General features: G+C 71.5%; 15 protein-coding genes. All 15 read right to left on the bottom strand.

Annotated elements, in window-relative coordinates; genetic code table 11:
- Position 1 precedes the first annotated feature (1 nt).
- The 15 genes from VKG64_04840 to aroB all read right to left on the bottom strand — a co-directional run bounded on the left by VKG64_04840 (position 2) and on the right by aroB (position 14,860).
- A complete protein-coding gene (locus VKG64_04840) occupies positions 2-457 on the bottom strand; it encodes a MaoC/PaaZ C-terminal domain-containing protein (GenBank protein ID HKB24363.1) in 456 nt (151 codons plus the stop codon).
- On the bottom strand, positions 454-2,094 hold the full coding sequence (locus VKG64_04845; GenBank protein ID HKB24364.1) for a glycosyltransferase family 39 protein: 1,641 nt from the start codon (positions 2,092-2,094) through the stop codon (positions 454-456). Before VKG64_04845 ends, VKG64_04840 begins: the two co-directional genes overlap by 4 nt.
- Positions 2,091-3,644, bottom strand: coding sequence for a glycosyltransferase family 39 protein (locus VKG64_04850; protein HKB24365.1), 1,554 nt, complete (start codon positions 3,642-3,644; stop codon positions 2,091-2,093). Before VKG64_04850 ends, VKG64_04845 begins: the two co-directional genes overlap by 4 nt.
- Before the next feature lie 33 nt (positions 3,645-3,677).
- Positions 3,678-4,391 carry an ABC transporter ATP-binding protein gene (locus VKG64_04855; GenBank protein ID HKB24366.1) on the bottom strand — a complete coding sequence of 238 codons (714 nt, stop codon included), beginning with the start codon at positions 4,389-4,391 and terminating at the stop codon, positions 3,678-3,680.
- A complete protein-coding gene (locus VKG64_04860; GenBank protein ID HKB24367.1) occupies positions 4,366-5,151 on the bottom strand; it encodes an ABC transporter ATP-binding protein in 786 nt (261 codons plus the stop codon). The genes VKG64_04855 and VKG64_04860 overlap by 26 nt, the downstream gene beginning before the upstream one ends.
- A gap of 32 nt (positions 5,152-5,183) precedes the next feature.
- A complete protein-coding gene (locus tag VKG64_04865; protein ID HKB24368.1) occupies positions 5,184-6,380 on the bottom strand; it encodes a branched-chain amino acid ABC transporter permease in 1,197 nt (398 codons plus the stop codon).
- Positions 6,377-7,348: a branched-chain amino acid ABC transporter permease gene (locus tag VKG64_04870; GenBank protein HKB24369.1), complete on the bottom strand. Its 972-nt coding sequence runs from the start codon at positions 7,346-7,348 to the stop codon at positions 6,377-6,379. The genes VKG64_04865 and VKG64_04870 overlap by 4 nt, the downstream gene beginning before the upstream one ends.
- Positions 7,349-7,429: 81 nt before the next feature.
- Positions 7,430-8,632 (bottom strand): branched-chain amino acid ABC transporter substrate-binding protein, encoded by a 1,203-nt coding sequence (locus tag VKG64_04875; GenBank protein ID HKB24370.1) that lies wholly within the window; start codon positions 8,630-8,632, stop codon positions 7,430-7,432.
- A gap of 46 nt (positions 8,633-8,678) precedes the next feature.
- Entirely contained in the window at positions 8,679-9,326 is a 648-nt protein-coding gene (thiE, locus tag VKG64_04880; protein ID HKB24371.1) for a thiamine phosphate synthase, read from the bottom strand.
- Complete coding sequence (accC, locus tag VKG64_04885) at positions 9,326-10,663, bottom strand: acetyl-CoA carboxylase biotin carboxylase subunit (GenBank protein ID HKB24372.1); 1,338 nt, start codon at positions 10,661-10,663, stop codon at positions 9,326-9,328. The genes thiE and accC overlap by 1 nt, the downstream gene beginning before the upstream one ends.
- A gap of 93 nt (positions 10,664-10,756) precedes the next feature.
- Positions 10,757-12,040: a tetratricopeptide repeat protein gene (locus VKG64_04890; protein ID HKB24373.1), complete on the bottom strand. Its 1,284-nt coding sequence runs from the start codon at positions 12,038-12,040 to the stop codon at positions 10,757-10,759.
- 10 nt (positions 12,041-12,050) lie between these two features.
- Positions 12,051-12,524 (bottom strand): acetyl-CoA carboxylase biotin carboxyl carrier protein, encoded by a 474-nt coding sequence (accB, locus tag VKG64_04895; GenBank protein ID HKB24374.1) that lies wholly within the window; start codon positions 12,522-12,524, stop codon positions 12,051-12,053.
- Positions 12,524-13,096: an elongation factor P gene (efp, locus tag VKG64_04900; protein HKB24375.1), complete on the bottom strand. Its 573-nt coding sequence runs from the start codon at positions 13,094-13,096 to the stop codon at positions 12,524-12,526. The genes accB and efp overlap by 1 nt, the downstream gene beginning before the upstream one ends.
- 6 nt (positions 13,097-13,102) lie before the next feature.
- The gene (locus VKG64_04905; protein ID HKB24376.1) at positions 13,103-13,732 is read right to left on the bottom strand and encodes a tetratricopeptide repeat protein; all 630 of its coding nucleotides are present in this window, start codon (positions 13,730-13,732) and stop codon (positions 13,103-13,105) included.
- Between the two features lie 45 nt (positions 13,733-13,777).
- Positions 13,778-14,860: a 3-dehydroquinate synthase gene (aroB, locus tag VKG64_04910; protein HKB24377.1), complete on the bottom strand. Its 1,083-nt coding sequence runs from the start codon at positions 14,858-14,860 to the stop codon at positions 13,778-13,780.
- Positions 14,861-15,017: the final 157 nt, after the last annotated feature.

Consider the following 15,017-nt stretch of genomic DNA (forward strand, 5'->3'; position numbering starts at 1 on the left):
CTCAGGCCGCCGCGCGCCGGATCATCCGCTGCACGCGCGCCTCGAGCACCAGCTCACCGCGCTGGTTCAGGACGCGGTGCCGGTAGCCGACGATGCCGCGGTCGGGCTTCTTCGTCTCCCGCTTGTCTGCCACCTCGACCTCGACCGTGAGCGTGTCGCCCTCGAGCACGGGCGCGACCACCCGAATCTCGCCGCCGAGCCACGCCATGCCCGTGCCGTGGATGAGGCCCGTCTGCATGATGAGCCCTTCCGAGAGGGCGAACGTCAGGGCGCCCGGCGCCGCCCGTCGTCGAAAGACCGACTCTCGCGCGACGTACTCCATGTCCATGAATATGGGCTCCGTGAAGCCGCAGAGGTTCACGAAGCTCACGATGTCGGTCTCCGAGACGGTGCGCCCGAGCGTCCGGTACGTCGCCCCGACCTCGTGCTGTTCGAAGTTCAGGCCGTGCGTTCTCATCGTGCCCCCGTGGCGCCACCGGGCGCGGCGCGTTTCCGCTCGAAGATCGCCACCCAGTTGTCGGAGCGCGGCGTGTACGTGGCGGCCTCCGGGCCCCAGAGATACGTCGTTCGGCCGAGCGATACGAGCTCGACGGTGCCGACCCGATCGTACCGGGTCTGGTATCGCGCGAACCAGTCGAAGATCGTCGTGTCGGAGCGCGGCGTGACCAGCCACGACGACAGCACCTTCACGAAGACGACGAACTTCGGATCGTTGGCCTCGATCTCCCGGATCATCTGGCGCTGCATCGGAGCCGCGTACGGTTGCGGCTCCATCAAGGCGTACGTGTAGACGTAACCGGTGGCCGCCCGGCGCCGGGCGTAGAAGTAGATCTCGGGTTCCGAGCCGATCACCGCGATCCTGTCGTCCGGGAGCGTGCGCTCGCGGATGTGGTGGGCGATCTCGACGGACTCGAGAAACGGATTCATGCCGTAGAGGGCGCGCAGGACCTGGGGCGGGGTGTCTGTGAAGAGGATTGCGCGCTCGAGGTAGACGAGGTGGAGCAGGGGAACCGCGGCTAGCGCGATCGGGAGCCCGTACCGCAGGCTCCGTCTCCGGACGGGTGCGAGGCGTCGCGCGACCGCATCGACCGCGACGCCGGCGAGGATCGCGAGGACGGGGAGCAGCAGGATGAAGTACTGGTTCCTGAAGTAGAGCCCCGCGGAGGTCGCGAGACACGAGCAGGCGAAGAGCAGCACGACGAAGGGGCGTCCCGGGCGCGTCTCGGCGTCCCAGAAGAGCGCCGACAGCCCGAGGCCCGCGAGCGCGGCGGCGAGATACGATGTCGGCAGGATCCAGCGGAGGGCGGACCCGAGATTGGCGACCGCGGTGGCGAGCGACGTCGCCGTGGCGTACTCGAACGCGTAGGTGAAGGTCCAGAACCAGAAATTGGCGAAGGTGCCTGCCAGGGCCATGACGACGCACAGGGCCGCGAACGGCGCCGCCGCGCCGACCACGACCGCGCCGGCGGCCCCGAGCCGCCCGCGCGGGTCGCCCCTCGTCCCGAGCAGGACGTAGAGGACGGCGAACAGCGCGAAGGCCCCGCCGCTTTGCTTCACGAGAAAGGCCGCCCCGAGGAGTACCCCGCTGCCCACGAACCACGCCCGCCCGCGACGCTCGATCGCGTGCAGGAGGACGAGCAGGCCCGCCAGAGCCGGCGCAAGCACGAAGCGCTCGGCGTAGGCCCAGGGCGCGAAGAGTCGCGGGCTCAGCGAGAGGGTGGCGAAGGTGGCGGCCGCGATCACGGCGACGCGCGTGCCGAACAGTCGCCCGGTGAGGAGGAAGACCAGCACGCTCGTCACGGCGTCGACGACGAGCAGCCCGAGATGAATGCCGGTCGGCGTCTGGCCGAAGGCGGCGAGGCTCAGGGCGTAGATGGCGTAGATGCCCGGCATCTTGAAGTTGTACGCCTGCGCGTACGGCGGAATGCCCGCGAGCAGGAGCTGGGCGAAGTACGCGTACTCGCCCTCGTCGCGATCGAGCGGCAGGGCCAGCAGCCGGGCACGGACCGCCGCCGCGGCGCCGACGAGCAGCGCCAGGACGACCCAGCCCCACACGGCGGGCCGCGGCCGCCCGGACCCGGCGGACCCGCTCACGGCGCCACTCTCTGGTAGATAGTGATTCGCGGTCCCTCGCTGGCCTCGCGGTACCGGTGAAAATCCGGCTCCGGGATGTTTTCCCAGACCGTGTCCACGGTGGGCAGCTGGATCTCGCGGTAGCGCTGGAGTGGAATCTCCGTCCGGAGATAACGAAGCGTCCGCTCGACGTCCGCGTCCACGGCGGCCCGGTTGACGGGGCTGCGGAACCGGAGGAAGAAGCGGGCGATGATCCAGTCGGGGAGCGGCCAGCCGGCGAGGCTCTGACAGCCCTGGCCCCCGCGCACCTCGAGGTCGGCGGCGTAGAAGCGCAGCGGGAGGTCGCCATACGTGATGAACACCCGCTCGCCTGGACGTGCGTGGGCGCGGAGGTAGCCGACGATGGCCGCGATCGGCCCGGGCGCGTCGTGAGTGACCTCGTACAGGTACTTGACCGGCGCCGAGCCGAGCTCCCCTCGCGCGAGGTCGCCGCGATCCAGGAAGACGAGTAGCGCGATGCCGACGATCGCGAGGATCCGGCTCGTCGACCAGAGCGCGCGGAGGACGGCCGCCTGGAGGAGCGCGAGGGCGGGCAGTAAGGGGACGACGTAGCGGAAGAAGGCGAACGGCGCCGCCGAGAGCGTCAGGACGTAGCCGAGGCCGAAGAGGACCAGCGCCAGGCACGTGCGCGGGACGGGCCAGGCCTGCCAGAGCCGGCCGGCCGCGAGGACGATGGCCGCTGCGACGAGAAGGCCCAGGAGCACGACGGAGCAGGCGTGGAGCTCCAGGCCGACCACGTAATGCCACAGGGTCCGCGCGTAGAGCCCGGCGGAGGCGACGGCCAGGGCCACGCGGCTCTTGCCTCGGAGGTCGAAGATCAGGAGCCACGGCAGGTTGATCGCGAGCGTGACCAGGCCCGCGCCACCGAGCCGGAGCGCCGTGGGCGCATCGAACGGAAACGCGAGGAACGCGAGGGCGAGGCCCGCAGCCGTCGCGACCATGGCCAGGTAGTTCGAGTGGAAGAGCACGCTCATCGCGAGCGCCAGGCCGAGGACGGCGCCGCGCCGGTCGCGGAGCAGCGCGAAGAAGAAGTAGAGGACCCAGACCGTCGCGAGCGCGGCGATGGCGTAGTAGCGGGCCTGACGCACGTGGAGCAAGAACGGGACCGAGGACGTCAGGAGGAACGAGGCGACCAGGGCGAGGGCGCGGTCCCCGAAGAGGGAGACCCCAACGGCGTAGAGCGACACGATCGTCAGCACGCCGAGCGGCGCGAAGGGCAGGCGCGCCGTGAAGGTGCCGGCGCCGAGGAGCTTGAACGAGAGCGCCTCCAGGTAGAACTGGGCCCAGGGCGTCTGGCGCCAGAGGTAGTTCGCGTCGAAGTCGGTCGAGCACTCCTGGGAGATCAGGTTGCGGCCGTCCCAGGCGATCGGCACGCCGAAGCGGAGGACACGTTGGGCGAGCAGCGCGGTTTCCGCCTCGTCGTCCCACAGATAGCGTCGGTCGAGGCCGGCGAACACGAGGACGGCACCGAGGACGGCCACGAGCGCGAGCAGGGCGGTCGGCCGGGTCACCGGGAGCACCCTACCCGACGGGCGTTCGCTCGTCTACTCACCGAGGTAGGCGCGGCGGACGTCGGCGTTGTCGGCGAGCTCCGCGGCGGTGCCCGCGAGCGCGATGGAGCCCGTCTCCAGCACGTACCCGCGGTGGGCGATCGAGAGCGCCATCGCCGCGTTCTGCTCTACCAGGAGGATCGTCATCCCCTGGCGGTTGATGTCGGCGACGGTGTCGAAGATCTGCTCGACGAGCACCGGCGCCAGCCCCATGCTCGGCTCGTCGAGGAGGAGCAGCCGCGGGTGGAGCATCAGCGCGCGCGCGATCGCGAGCATCTGCTGCTCGCCGCCCGAGAGCGTGCCCGCCACCTGGCCGACGCGCTCGGCGAGCCGCGGGAAGAGCGCGAAGACGAGGTCGAGGTCGGCGGCGATCCCCGCGTCGCGCCGCGTGTACGCGCCCATCACGAGGTTCTCGCGGACGGTCAGCCGGTTGAAGATGCGCCGGCCCTCGGGCACGTGCGCGATGCCCCGGCGGGCGATCTCGTGGGGCGGCACGCCGACGAGCGGCTCCGCGTCGAGCGTGATCGTGCCACGCGCCGGCTGGAGCAGCCCGGAGACCGTCCGGAGCGTCGTCGTCTTCCCCGCGCCGTTGTTGCCGAGGACCGCCACGATCTCGCCGCGGCCGACCTCGAGCGCGACGCCCTTGAGCGCCCGGATCTTGCCGTACGCGACCTCGAGCCCGTCAACCCGCAGCACGGCGGCGCTCATGCCGGCGGGTGCCGAGGTACGCCTCGATGACCCGCGCGTTGGTCTGGACCTCCCGGGGGGTCCCCTCCGCGATCTTCTCGCCGTGGTCCAGCACGGTCACGCGATCCGACACCTCCATGACGACGCGCATGTTGTGCTCGATCAGGACGATCGCCAGGCCGAGCTCGGCGACGAGGTCGCGCAGCAGGCGCATGAGCGCCCCGGCCTCGCCCTGCGTCATCCCCGCGGTCGGCTCGTCGAGGAGCAGGAGCGAGGGCTCCGAGGCGAGCGCGCGGGCGAGCTCGAGGCGCCGCTGGTCGCCGTAGGGCAGGTTGCGGGCCACGTCGTTCGCGCTGTCGCGGAGGCCCACGCGGGCGAGCAGCTCGCCCGCGCGCGCCTGGAGCGCTCGCTCGGCGTCGCGAAAGCGGGGACGGTGCGAGAGGACGTCCCAGAGCCCGAGCGAGACGCGGGCGTGCATGCCGACCAGGACGTTCTCGATGGCCGTCATGTTCGCGAAGAGGCGGATGTTCTGGAACGTGCGGCAGATGCCGAGCGCCGTGATCTCGTCGGGGCGCCGCCCGAGCAGCGGCGCTCCCTTGAAGGTCACGACGCCCGCGTCCGCGGGGTAGAGGCCCGTGAAGATGTTGAACAGCGTCGTCTTCCCCGCGCCGTTCGGGCCGATGATCGACGCGATCCCGGACTCGAGGCTGAAGTCCACGGCGGCGAGCGCGGTGAGGCCGCCGAAGCGCTTGGTGACGCCGCGCGCCTCGAACAGGGTCATGGGACCGGACTCCGCGGGGCCGGTGGGGGGCGTCATCGTTCCGCCAGCTCGCGGCTGCGGCGGCGCACCGGGAAGATCCCCTGGGGGCGGAAGATCATCATGAGGACGAGGATCACCCCGAAGATCATCCGCTCGTACTTCGCGGGCTCGAGCTGCGTCGGGAGGTTCGCCAGGCTGTAGCCGAGCACCGTCACGCCCGCGTTCTTCAGCTCGTTCAGCCAGAGCGAGAGGCCCTTCAGCACCTGGAGGTTGAGGACCGTCACCACGGTCGCGCCGATCACCGCGCCGGGGATCGAGCCCATCCCGCCGAGGATGACCATCGAGAGCACGCCGATGGACTCGAGGAAGGTGAACGACTCGGGGTTGATGAAGACCTGCTTCGCCGAGAAGAGCACGCCCATCACGCCCGCGAAGGAGGCGCCGCACGCGAACGCCAGCAGCTTCGACCGCACGAGGGGCACGCCCATCGCCTGCGCCGCCAGCTCGTCCTCTCGGATCGCCTCCCAGGCGCGGCCGACGTGCGAGTCCTCGAGCCTCCGGTTGGCCAGGATGACGGCGCCCACGATCACGAGGACGAGGAAGTAGAACGCCTCGGAGTACGGGATGTCGAGCGGCAGGGGCGGGCGCCCGATCGGCGTGATCCCCTTGGGTCCGTTCGTGATGTTGATCGGCTTGTCGAGGTTGTTGGCGAGGACGCGGATCACCTCGCCGAAGCCGAGCGTCACGATGGCGAGGTAGTCGCCGCGCAGGCGCAGGACGGGCAGGCCGAGGAGCACGCCGGTCCCGGCGGCGACGAGGAGGCCGACCAGGAGGAAGGCGTAGAACCAGATCGGCGCGAGCGGGAAGGCGTTCCCGCCGAAGATCTGGTTGGCCTGGGCCGAGCCGAAGATCGCCCACGAGTAGGCGCCGACCGCGTAGAACGCCACGTACCCGAGGTCGAGCAGCCCCGCGAGGCCGACGACGATGTTGAGGCCGAGCGCGAGCGCGGCGAAGATGCCCACCTGGGTCGCGACCTCCAGGTAGTAGCCGTTGAAGTACCCGATCGCGGGCATCAGGACGAGCAGCGCCGCCCCGAGGAGCGCCGCGCGGAGCCACGCCGGGATCCGCGCGACGTAGGCGAAGAGCAGCGAGCCCTGGAACAGGAGGAAGACGAGCACCGAGCGGGGAAAGGTCGCGACGGCCCACGCCGAGACGGCGACGAGGCCGACCGCGAGGGCCGCCTGGATCATGCGCGTCCCCGCACGACCTCCCCGAGGAGGCCCTTGGGCCGGAAGATGAGGATGAGGATCAGGACGGAGAAGGCGAAGATGTCTTTGTACTCGGCGCCGAAGGCGCCGCCGGTGAGCAGCGAGAGGTACGAGGCGGCGAACGCCTCGAGGAGCCCGAGGACGATCCCGCCGAGCATCGCGCCCGGGATGTTCCCGATCCCGCCGAGCACCGCGGCGGTGAAGGCCTTGAGGCCGGGGACGAACCCGGTGTAGGGATTGATCAGCCCGTACTGCACCCCGAAGAGCACGCCCGCCGCGCCGCCCATCGCCCCGCCGATCAGGAAGGTGAGCGAGATGATCCCGTTGACGTTGATCCCCATGAGGCTCGCCGCCGCCTGATCCTCGGCGACGGCCCGGATCGCCGTGCCGACCCTCGTCCGGTTCACGAGCGCCCAGAGCACGCCGAGCATCGCGAGCGCCGCGACGATCACCCCGAGCGACTTCAGCGGCACGTCGACGGTGGAGGCGAGCTCGAAGCGGACGTTCAGCGCGTCGATCGTCGGGTAGACGAGGTTGAAGGCGTTGCGCCAGAGCGACTCGACGAGGCGGATCAGGTCCTGGAGGAAGAACGAGACGCCGATCGCCGAGATGAGCGGGATCAGCCGCGGCGCGTTCCGCAGCGGGCGGTACGCGACGCGCTCGACGGCGACCGCGAGGAGCCCGCTCGCCGCCATGCCGGCCGCGAGGACGCCGAGCAGCAGCAGCGGCCAGGGCAGCACGTCGAGCAGCCCGGCGGCCTTCACCTCGAGGAGGATCTCGACCCCGACGAACGCGCCGATGATGAAGATCTCGGAGTGGGCGAAGTTGATGAACTCCAGCACGCCGTACACCATCGTGTAGCCGAGAGCGATCAGCGCGTACATGAAGCCGAGGATGAGGCCGTCGAGGAGGACCTGGGGGAAGATGCCGACCAGGAGCTGGACGTCCATACAGGAGCGACGAGGGGCGGGCGGGAGCCCTCGTGAGAGCGCCCCGCCCGCCCCTCGCCGCCGACCCTCTCGCCGGCCTCGCTACTTCTTCGCCATGGCCGGCGGGGCGATGGTCAGCTGCTTGACGATCTTGTTGTCGCCCCACTTCTCGGAGTTGTCGCTCACGACCTGCAGGACGAAGTAGAGCGCCTTCTTCCGGTCCCCCTTGCCGTCGAACTCGATCTCGCCGGTGATGCCGTTGTACTTGACCTTCCGGATCGCCGCGGAGACGTCCTCGCGGGTGGGCGCCTTGCCGCCCTTCGCCGCCGCCTCGATCGCGCGGAGCGCGATGACCGCGGCGTCGTACGCCTCGGCCGCGTACGGTTCGGGGTTCTTGCCGAACTTCTTCTTGAAGTCCTCGACGAACTGCTTGGCCTTCGGGAGCGCCGACGCGGGGCCGGCGGCCGAGGTGTAGTACATCCCGACCACCGCCTTGCCGGCGATCTTGACGAGGTCCGACGAGTCCATCCCGTCGGGCCCGAGGAATTTCGCCTTGATCCCCTTTTCGTACGCCTGCTTGAAGAAGGGCGCGCCCTGGTCGTAGATGCCGCCGAAGTAGATCAGGCCGGGGTTCTTCGCCTTGACCGGGGTGAGGATCGGATCGAAGTTCGACTTCTCCTCGGTGCCCTCGAAGCCGAGGACCTTGATGCCCTTCTTCTCGGCGTCGGCCTTGAAGAACTCCGCGACACCCTGGCCGTACTGGGTCTTGTCGTGGATGATGTAGACCGACTTCACCTTCATCGTGCCGTGCGCGAACTCCGAGCCGACCACGCCCTGGACGTCGTCACGGCCGCAGACGCGGTTGACGTTCGCGTAGCCGCGGTCCGTGACGGTCGGGTTCGTGTTCGCGGGCGAGATCATCGCGAGCTGGACTTCCTTGTAGACCTCCGACGACGGGATGGCGACGCCCGAGTTGAGGTGGCCGATGACGGCGAGGATCGCCTTGTCCGCGATGATGTTCTTCGCGTTCGCCACTCCCACGTCCGGCTTGGCCTGGTCGTCGAACGGCACCAGCTCGACCTTGTAGCCGAGCTTCTCGAGGTTCCCCTTGAACTTCTCAATGGCCAGCTGGGCGCCCAGCTTGATGCCCTCGCCGAGGGCGGCCTGGCCACCGCTCAGCGGGCTCTGCGTCGCGATCTTGATGGTGCCCTTGCCTTGCGCGGCGAGGCGCGACGCGGCGGGCAGCGCCACGAGCGCGAGGACCGCCAGCACTGCGAGGGTGAGGCGAGCAGGGTAGCGACTCATCGGGACCCCTCCTTGGTCGTCGAATCGGCGTGTCGACGCGCGGCCATTATAGCGGCGGAGTACGGCCGGTCAAGTCACGCGCCGCGCGGATCGCCGCGAGAAACCCGCGCGTCGCGGCGGCGGGATCGGGGGCGCCGCACACCGCGGAGATCACCGCGACGCCGTCGGCGCCGGCGCGGATCACCTCGGCGACGTTCGCGTCGGTGATACCGCCGATCCCGACGAGGGGCCGCTCCGTCAGCGGCCGGATCCGCCGCAGGAGGTCGGGGCCGACCAGCTCGAACCCGGGCTTGGTCGCCGTCGCGAACATCGAGCCGACGGCGATGTAGTCGGCCCCGTCGTCGCGCGCGCGCGTCGCCTGCTCGAGGCTGTGGGTCGAGCGCCCGAGGATCATGCCGGGGCGGAGCAGGGGACGCGCGGCGCCGGGCGGCAGGTCGTCCTGGCCGAGGTGCACGCCGTCGGCGGCGACCGCGAGGGCGAGGTCCACCCGATCGTTCACGACGAACGTCACGCCGGCCCGGCGGCACCGCGCGCGGAGGCGCTCGGCGAGCGGCAGGAGCCGCCCCGAGGGCCACGCCTTCTCGCGGAGCTGGACCATGCGGCAGCCACCCTCGATCGCCGCGGCGAGGATCTCGTCGAGGTCCCGGCCGCGCGCCGCGGCGCGGTCGAGGATGACGTACAGCGTGGCGTCCATCAGCCGCGGAGCCGGGCCGCGTCAACGCTCGTGAAGCGCCCCTCGACGAACGCCGGGTCGTTCAGCACCCGGATGAGGAACGGGATGGAGGTCTTCACGCCTTCGACGACGGTCTCGGCGAGCGCCCGGCGCATGCGGGCGATCGCCTCGGCGCGCTCCCCCCCGCGCACGACGATCTTCGCGAGCAGCGAGTCGTAGAACGGCGGCACCGCGTAGGGCGCCATGAGGTGGCTGTCCACGCGCACGCCGAAGCCCCCCGGCGGCACCCACGCGGTGACGCGCCCGGCGCTCGGCGCGAAGGTCTCCGGGTCCTCGGCGTTGACGCGGCACTCGATCGCGTGCCCGTCGAGGCGCACCGCGTCCTGGCGGTAGCCGAGCGCCTCGCCCGCGGCGATCCGGATCTGCTCGCGCACGAGATCGATGCCGGTGACCATCTCGGTCACGGGGTGCTCGACCTGGAGCCGCGTGTTCATCTCGATGAAGTAGAAGTCGCCCGCCTCGTCCACGAGGAACTCGACCGTGCCCGCGCTCACGTAGTTGACCGCGGCGGCGGTGGCGAGCGCGGCGCGGTGGAGCCCGCCGCGCGTCTCGGCCGTGAGGGACGGCGCGGGCGACTCCTCGACGAGCTTCTGGTGGCGGCGCTGGACCGAGCAGTCGCGCTCGCCGAGGTGCACGCGGATGCCGTTCTTGTCGCCCAGCACCTGCACTTCGACGTGCCGCGCCTTCTCGAGAAACTTCTCGCAGTAGATGTCGGAGGAGCCGAACGCGGCGCCCGCCTCCGTCTGGCAGGCGGCGAAGGCCGCCGGGACCTCCGCGCGCTGCCGCACGGTCCGCATGCCGCGCCCGCCGCCGCCCGCGACCGCCTTGAAGATGACGGGGTAGCCGATGCGGTCCGCGACCTCCTGCGCTTCCGCCGCGTCCTTGAGCGGGAGCTCGCTGCCCGGGACGACGGGCACGCCCGCCTGCTTGGCGAGCTGGCGCGCCTGCGCCTTGTCGCCCATGAGCCGGATCGCCTCGGGCGAGGGACCGATGAAGGTGATGGAGCAGGCGCGGCACACCTCGGCGAACGCGGCGTTCTCGGCGAGGAAGCCGTAGCCGGGATGGATCGCCTCGCTGTCGGTCACCGCGGCGGCGGAGATGATCGCCGGGATGTTGAGGTAGCTGAGCCGCGCGGCGTCGGGGCCGACGCAGATGGACTCGTCGGCGCGCTTGACGGGCAGCGAGCCCGCGTCGGCCGTCGAGTGGGCGATGACGCTCCGGATGCCGAGCTCGCGGCAGGTACGGATGATCCGCAGCGCGATCTCGCCGCGGTTCGCGATGAGGATTTTATGGAACATTTGAACAGGGCGCGGGCACCCGGGCTTTCGCCACGCCCGCGCCCCGCCGGAACTTCACGGGTCCGACGATCACTCGCCCCACGAGAGTCCCGATTACCCCCCGAGCAGGCGCCGCCACTGGGATTCGATCTCGGCCATGCGCAGGCCGTACACCCGGCGCGTCGCGTCGTCGATGCCGTCGCCCGCGGCCAGCCGGGCCAGGAGCTCGCGCATCGCCTCCATGCCGCCGCGGTCCAGGAGGTCGCCGACGACCCAGAGCGCGATGTCGTAGCCCGCCCGCGCCCGCACCGGGTCGGCGTCGGTCACGAGCGCCTCGACGCCACCGAGCGTGAGGCTTCCGGGCACGCGCAGCATCGGATCGGCCGCGGCCCCCTCGAGCGCCTGCGCGAGCCCCTCGTGGAGCCAGCGCGGCGCGCGCCCCCGCGAGAGGTGGTGGACCGCGGCGTGCGCGTACTCGTGGACGATCAGCCGCTCGAGCTCCGCGGCGGGCGGGAGGGTCGGCGGGAGCGGCAGCCGGATCTTGCCGTCGAAGAGCCCCGTGGCCCAGCCGTGGACGCGCGTCACCTTCTCCCACTGGCGCTCCTCGTACAGGACGACGCTGATCCGCTCGCTGGGCGCGTAGCCGAGGGCGCGCCCGACCCGGTCGGCGGCCGCGTCGAGCGCGGCGACCACCGCGCGCCGCGCCTCCTCCCCGCGCGCGCCCCGGTACTTCACGACGAAGCGCGGCGTGACGATCCGCGCGAAGCCGGCCTCGGCCCGGCGCTCACGTTCCACCTTCTCGAGGAGCCGCCGCGCGGCCTCGTGGTCGGGCTGGCGCTCGAGCACGGCGCGCAGGTGGGCGATCGCGCGGTCGGGGCTGTCGCGCTGGTCGTAGAGGTGCGCCAGCAGCAGCCGCACGTCCGCGTCGAACTCGGCGCGCACCGCGCTCTCGAGCGGTCCCAGCGCCTCGTCCGGCCGCCCCGCGTGGACCGCCGCGAGGCCGAGCCCCTTCCAGAGCGAGGGGGCGTCGGGCGCTTCACCGAGCGCCTGGCGGAAGAGCAGGAGCGCCTCGTCCGGACGCCCCTCGCGCAGCGCCTGCCAGCCCCAGCCCTCGAAGCACCGTCCGACGTCCTCGCGCCGGGCCGGGCTCGCGGGATCCGCGTCCGCCGCGCGAGCGAAGCGCTCGCACGCGCGCGGGAACTGGCCGGCCGCGTAGAGGCTCAGAGCCTCCTGCATGAGCGCGCGCGTGACGTCGGCGGTGGTCGCCGGCACGACGGCGGGCGCGGGCTCCGGGGCCGGGTGGCGCCGTCCCGCCGACCAGCCGAGCCCGAGCGCGACGAGGCTCAGGGCCGAGAGGGCGGCGACGGTTCCGAGGCGCGCGCGGCGGGGGGGTCTCACGGCCGGGGACTCAGCGCGCCGGCTCGATCAGGAAGAGGGGCTGCCCGTACTCGACGGCGTGCCCGTTCTCGACGAGGATCTTCGCGATGCGCCCGCCGACCTTCGCCTCGATCTCGTTCATGAGCTTCATCGCCTCGATGACGCACACGATCTGCCCCTCCTTCACGACGTCGCCCTCGCGCACGTAGGGGTCCGCGTTCGGGGACGGCGCGCGGTAGAAGGTGCCGACCATCGGCGACTCCACCGACACCGACGAGGACGGGACCACGTCGGTGACGACCGGCGCGGGGGCGGCGTCGGGCGCGCCGGACGCCGGCGGTGCTCCGTGAGCGGTCGCGCCGGGCCGCTGGACGCGGACGCGAACGTCGCCCCACGCCACCTCGATCTCGCCGAGCCCGAGCTCGTGGAGCGCGGCGCCGAGCCGTCGGGCCAGCGCGACGACCGCCTGCTCGCTCGTCTCGGGACGCGCCCGCCCGCGGGCCATCACGTCCCCGCCGCCGCGACGCGACCGAGGTACTCGCCGGTGCGCGTGTCGACCTTCACGACGTCGCCTTCGTTGAGGAAGAGCGGCACCTGGAGGACCGCGCCTGTCTCGAGCCGCGCGGGCTTCGTGCCGCCCTGCGCCGTGTCGCCGCGCACCCCGGGATCGGTCTTGGCGATCGCGAGCTCGACGAAGTTCGGCAGCTCGACCGCCCCCGGCCGGCCCTCGATGTAGAGGACGTCCACCTCGGTGTTTTCCCTGAGGTAGTCGCGCGCCTCACCGACCTCGTCGGGCGAGAGCGACACCTGGTCGTACGACTCGGTGTCCATGAAGTGGTAGCGGTCGTCGCGGTAGAGGAACTGCATGTGCTTCTCCTCGAAGTCGACCAGCGCCACCTTCTCGCCCGAGCGGAACGTGTTGTCGATCACCTTGCCGAGCCGCATGTGCTTGAGCTTGGTGCGGACGAACGCGCCGCCCTTGCCGGGCTTGACGTGCTGGAAATCCACGATCGCGTAGGGCTCGCCGTCGAAGACGATCCTGAGCCCCTTCTTGAACTCCGCCGTCGAGACTTGCATCGCGCTCTAGCCTTTCCGTCGCTGGCGGGCGCGGAGCGTCGTCTCCAGCCCCTCGCGCGCCGGGCCGTTGTCGGGATCTCTTCGCAGGATTCGCGTGAAGACCTGCGCGGCTTCCTCGACACAGCCCTGCTCCAGGCAGAGCGCGCCGAAGGCGGCCGTCGCGAACGTGTCGTCGGCGAGGACGCGGCCGAGGCCGCTCGCGTCCTCGCCCTGGGGCGTCGCCGCGCGGAGCAGGGCCGCCAGCGAGCGCGACTCGCGGTCGCCGGGGTCGAGCCGCACCGCGGTCTCGAGGTGCGCGACCGCCCGATCGACGCGACCCAGGCGGCGATGGAGCTCCGCCGCGAGGCGATGGGCCTGGACGTCCTTCGCGGCCAGCGCGAGAATCGCGTCCGTCTCCGCGAGCGCGTGCGCGAGCTCGCCCTCGGCCGCGAGGGCCTTGGCGAGGATGAGCCGCGCGGTCGTGTAGTGGGGGTAGCGGGCGAGCCCGCTGCGACACAGCGTCACCGCCTCGCGCGTGCGCCCCGCCTTCCGGTAGAGATCCGCGAGCTGCGCGAACGCGAGCGAGCCGGGGTCGCGCTGCAGCCGCTCCTCCTGCCGGCGGATCGCGTCGGCCAGCGCGGGCTCGTCCATGGCCATGGCGAATCGGTTATACGGAGCGCCGGTTTCGGTTGTCAACACGGGTCACGTCCCGAGCGCGGCGAGGACCGCCCGAACGTCGGCCGCCGGGACGTCGTACACGAGGCGGAACGCGCCGATCCGCGGGGCCAGCACGAACGGCACGCGGCCGTCGCGCGCCTTCTTGTCGCGGGCGATCGCCGCGACCACCGCCTCGGCGTCGAGCGCCGGCGCGCGCACGGGGAGGCCGACGGCGGCGAGCAGCCGCTCCTGGCGCGTCACCGTGTCGGCGGAGGCGAGTCCGAGCCGCAGGGCGAGCCGCGCCTCGGCCACGATGCCGAGGGACACCGCCTCGCCGTGGGCGAAGCGCGCGTAGCCGGTCGCCGCCTCGAGGGCGTGCCCGATCGTATGGCCGTAGTTCAGGACGTGGCGCAGCTCGCTCTCGCGCTCGTCGCGCTCGACGATCGAGGCCTTCAGCCGGCAGGAGCCGCCGACGATGCGCTCCACGGTCGGCAGGTCGCGCGCACCGAGCGCCGCCGCGTCGCGCTCCACCTCGGCGAAGTAATCGGCGTCGAGCACGATCCCGTGCTTGACGATCTCGGCCAGGCCCGAGCGGAACTCGCGCGGCGGCAGGGTGCGCGTGGTGGCGGGATCGCAGATTACGAGCCGGGGCTGGTGGAAGGCGCCGATCAGGTTCTTCGCCTTCGGATGGTTGACGCCGACCTTTCCGCCGACCGAACTGTCCACCATCGCCAAGAGCGTCGTCGGCACCTGGAGGAACGGCAGCCCGCGGTTGAACGTCGCCGCGACAAAGCCGGCCAGGTCGCCGACGACTCCGCCGCCGACAGCGACGACTAGCGTTCTGCGGTCGGCCTGCACGTCGGCGAGGCGGTCGTACAGCGCGGAGGCCGTAGACAGTGCCTTCTGCGCCTCGCCGGGAGGGAGTACGGCCGTCGCAACGTGGAAGCCGGCCGCGGCCAGCGCCTGGGCAACCGCGTCGCCGTGGGCGCGGACGTTCTCGTCGGTGACAACGAACGCGGCCGATCCCTGGCAGCGCTGCCGCGCGAACGGGCCGACGGTCGCTGTGTCGCCGCCGGCGATGTGGATGTCGTAACTGCGTTCGCCGAGGTTGACGCGAAGCGTGTTCATGACGGACATTGTAGAGCGTTCGTGCGCGACCAGGGTCGCCGGGCAATCTTCATCCACTTTTCGCACGGCCTGCGACGACTCAACTCATTTCGCCAATAGGCTTTATCAGCAAAGCGGCCGGGGTGTCCCTTGCCGCACGGCGGGACCGGATCGGATG

It is taken from the genome of Candidatus Methylomirabilota bacterium (assembly GCA_035260325.1).
Taxonomy (GTDB): domain Bacteria; phylum Methylomirabilota; class Methylomirabilia; order Rokubacteriales; family CSP1-6; genus AR19.

What these genes read in the sequence shown, in the direction of transcription:
- VKG64_04860 (HKB24367.1), bottom strand. Translation starts at nt 5,151, where the DNA reads ATGACCCTGTTCGAGGCGCGCGGCGTCACCAAGCGCTTCGGCGGCCTC.
- VKG64_04870 (HKB24369.1), bottom strand. Translation starts at nt 7,348, where the DNA reads ATGGACGTCCAGCTCCTGGTCGGCATCTTCCCCCAGGTCCTCCTCGAC.
- VKG64_04865 (HKB24368.1), bottom strand. Translation starts at nt 6,380, where the DNA reads ATGATCCAGGCGGCCCTCGCGGTCGGCCTCGTCGCCGTCTCGGCGTGG.
- accC (HKB24372.1), bottom strand. Translation starts at nt 10,663, where the DNA reads ATGTTCCATAAAATCCTCATCGCGAACCGCGGCGAGATCGCGCTGCGG.
- accB (HKB24374.1), bottom strand. Translation starts at nt 12,524, where the DNA reads ATGGCCCGCGGGCGGGCGCGTCCCGAGACGAGCGAGCAGGCGGTCGTC.
- VKG64_04855 (HKB24366.1), bottom strand. Translation starts at nt 4,391, where the DNA reads ATGAGCGCCGCCGTGCTGCGGGTTGACGGGCTCGAGGTCGCGTACGGC.
- thiE (HKB24371.1), bottom strand. Translation starts at nt 9,326, where the DNA reads ATGGACGCCACGCTGTACGTCATCCTCGACCGCGCCGCGGCGCGCGGC.
- VKG64_04840 (HKB24363.1), bottom strand. Translation starts at nt 457, where the DNA reads ATGAGAACGCACGGCCTGAACTTCGAACAGCACGAGGTCGGGGCGACG.
- efp (HKB24375.1), bottom strand. Translation starts at nt 13,096, where the DNA reads ATGCAAGTCTCGACGGCGGAGTTCAAGAAGGGGCTCAGGATCGTCTTC.
- VKG64_04875 (HKB24370.1), bottom strand. Translation starts at nt 8,632, where the DNA reads ATGAGTCGCTACCCTGCTCGCCTCACCCTCGCAGTGCTGGCGGTCCTC.
- VKG64_04905 (HKB24376.1), bottom strand. Translation starts at nt 13,732, where the DNA reads ATGGCCATGGACGAGCCCGCGCTGGCCGACGCGATCCGCCGGCAGGAG.
- aroB (HKB24377.1), bottom strand. Translation starts at nt 14,860, where the DNA reads ATGAACACGCTTCGCGTCAACCTCGGCGAACGCAGTTACGACATCCAC.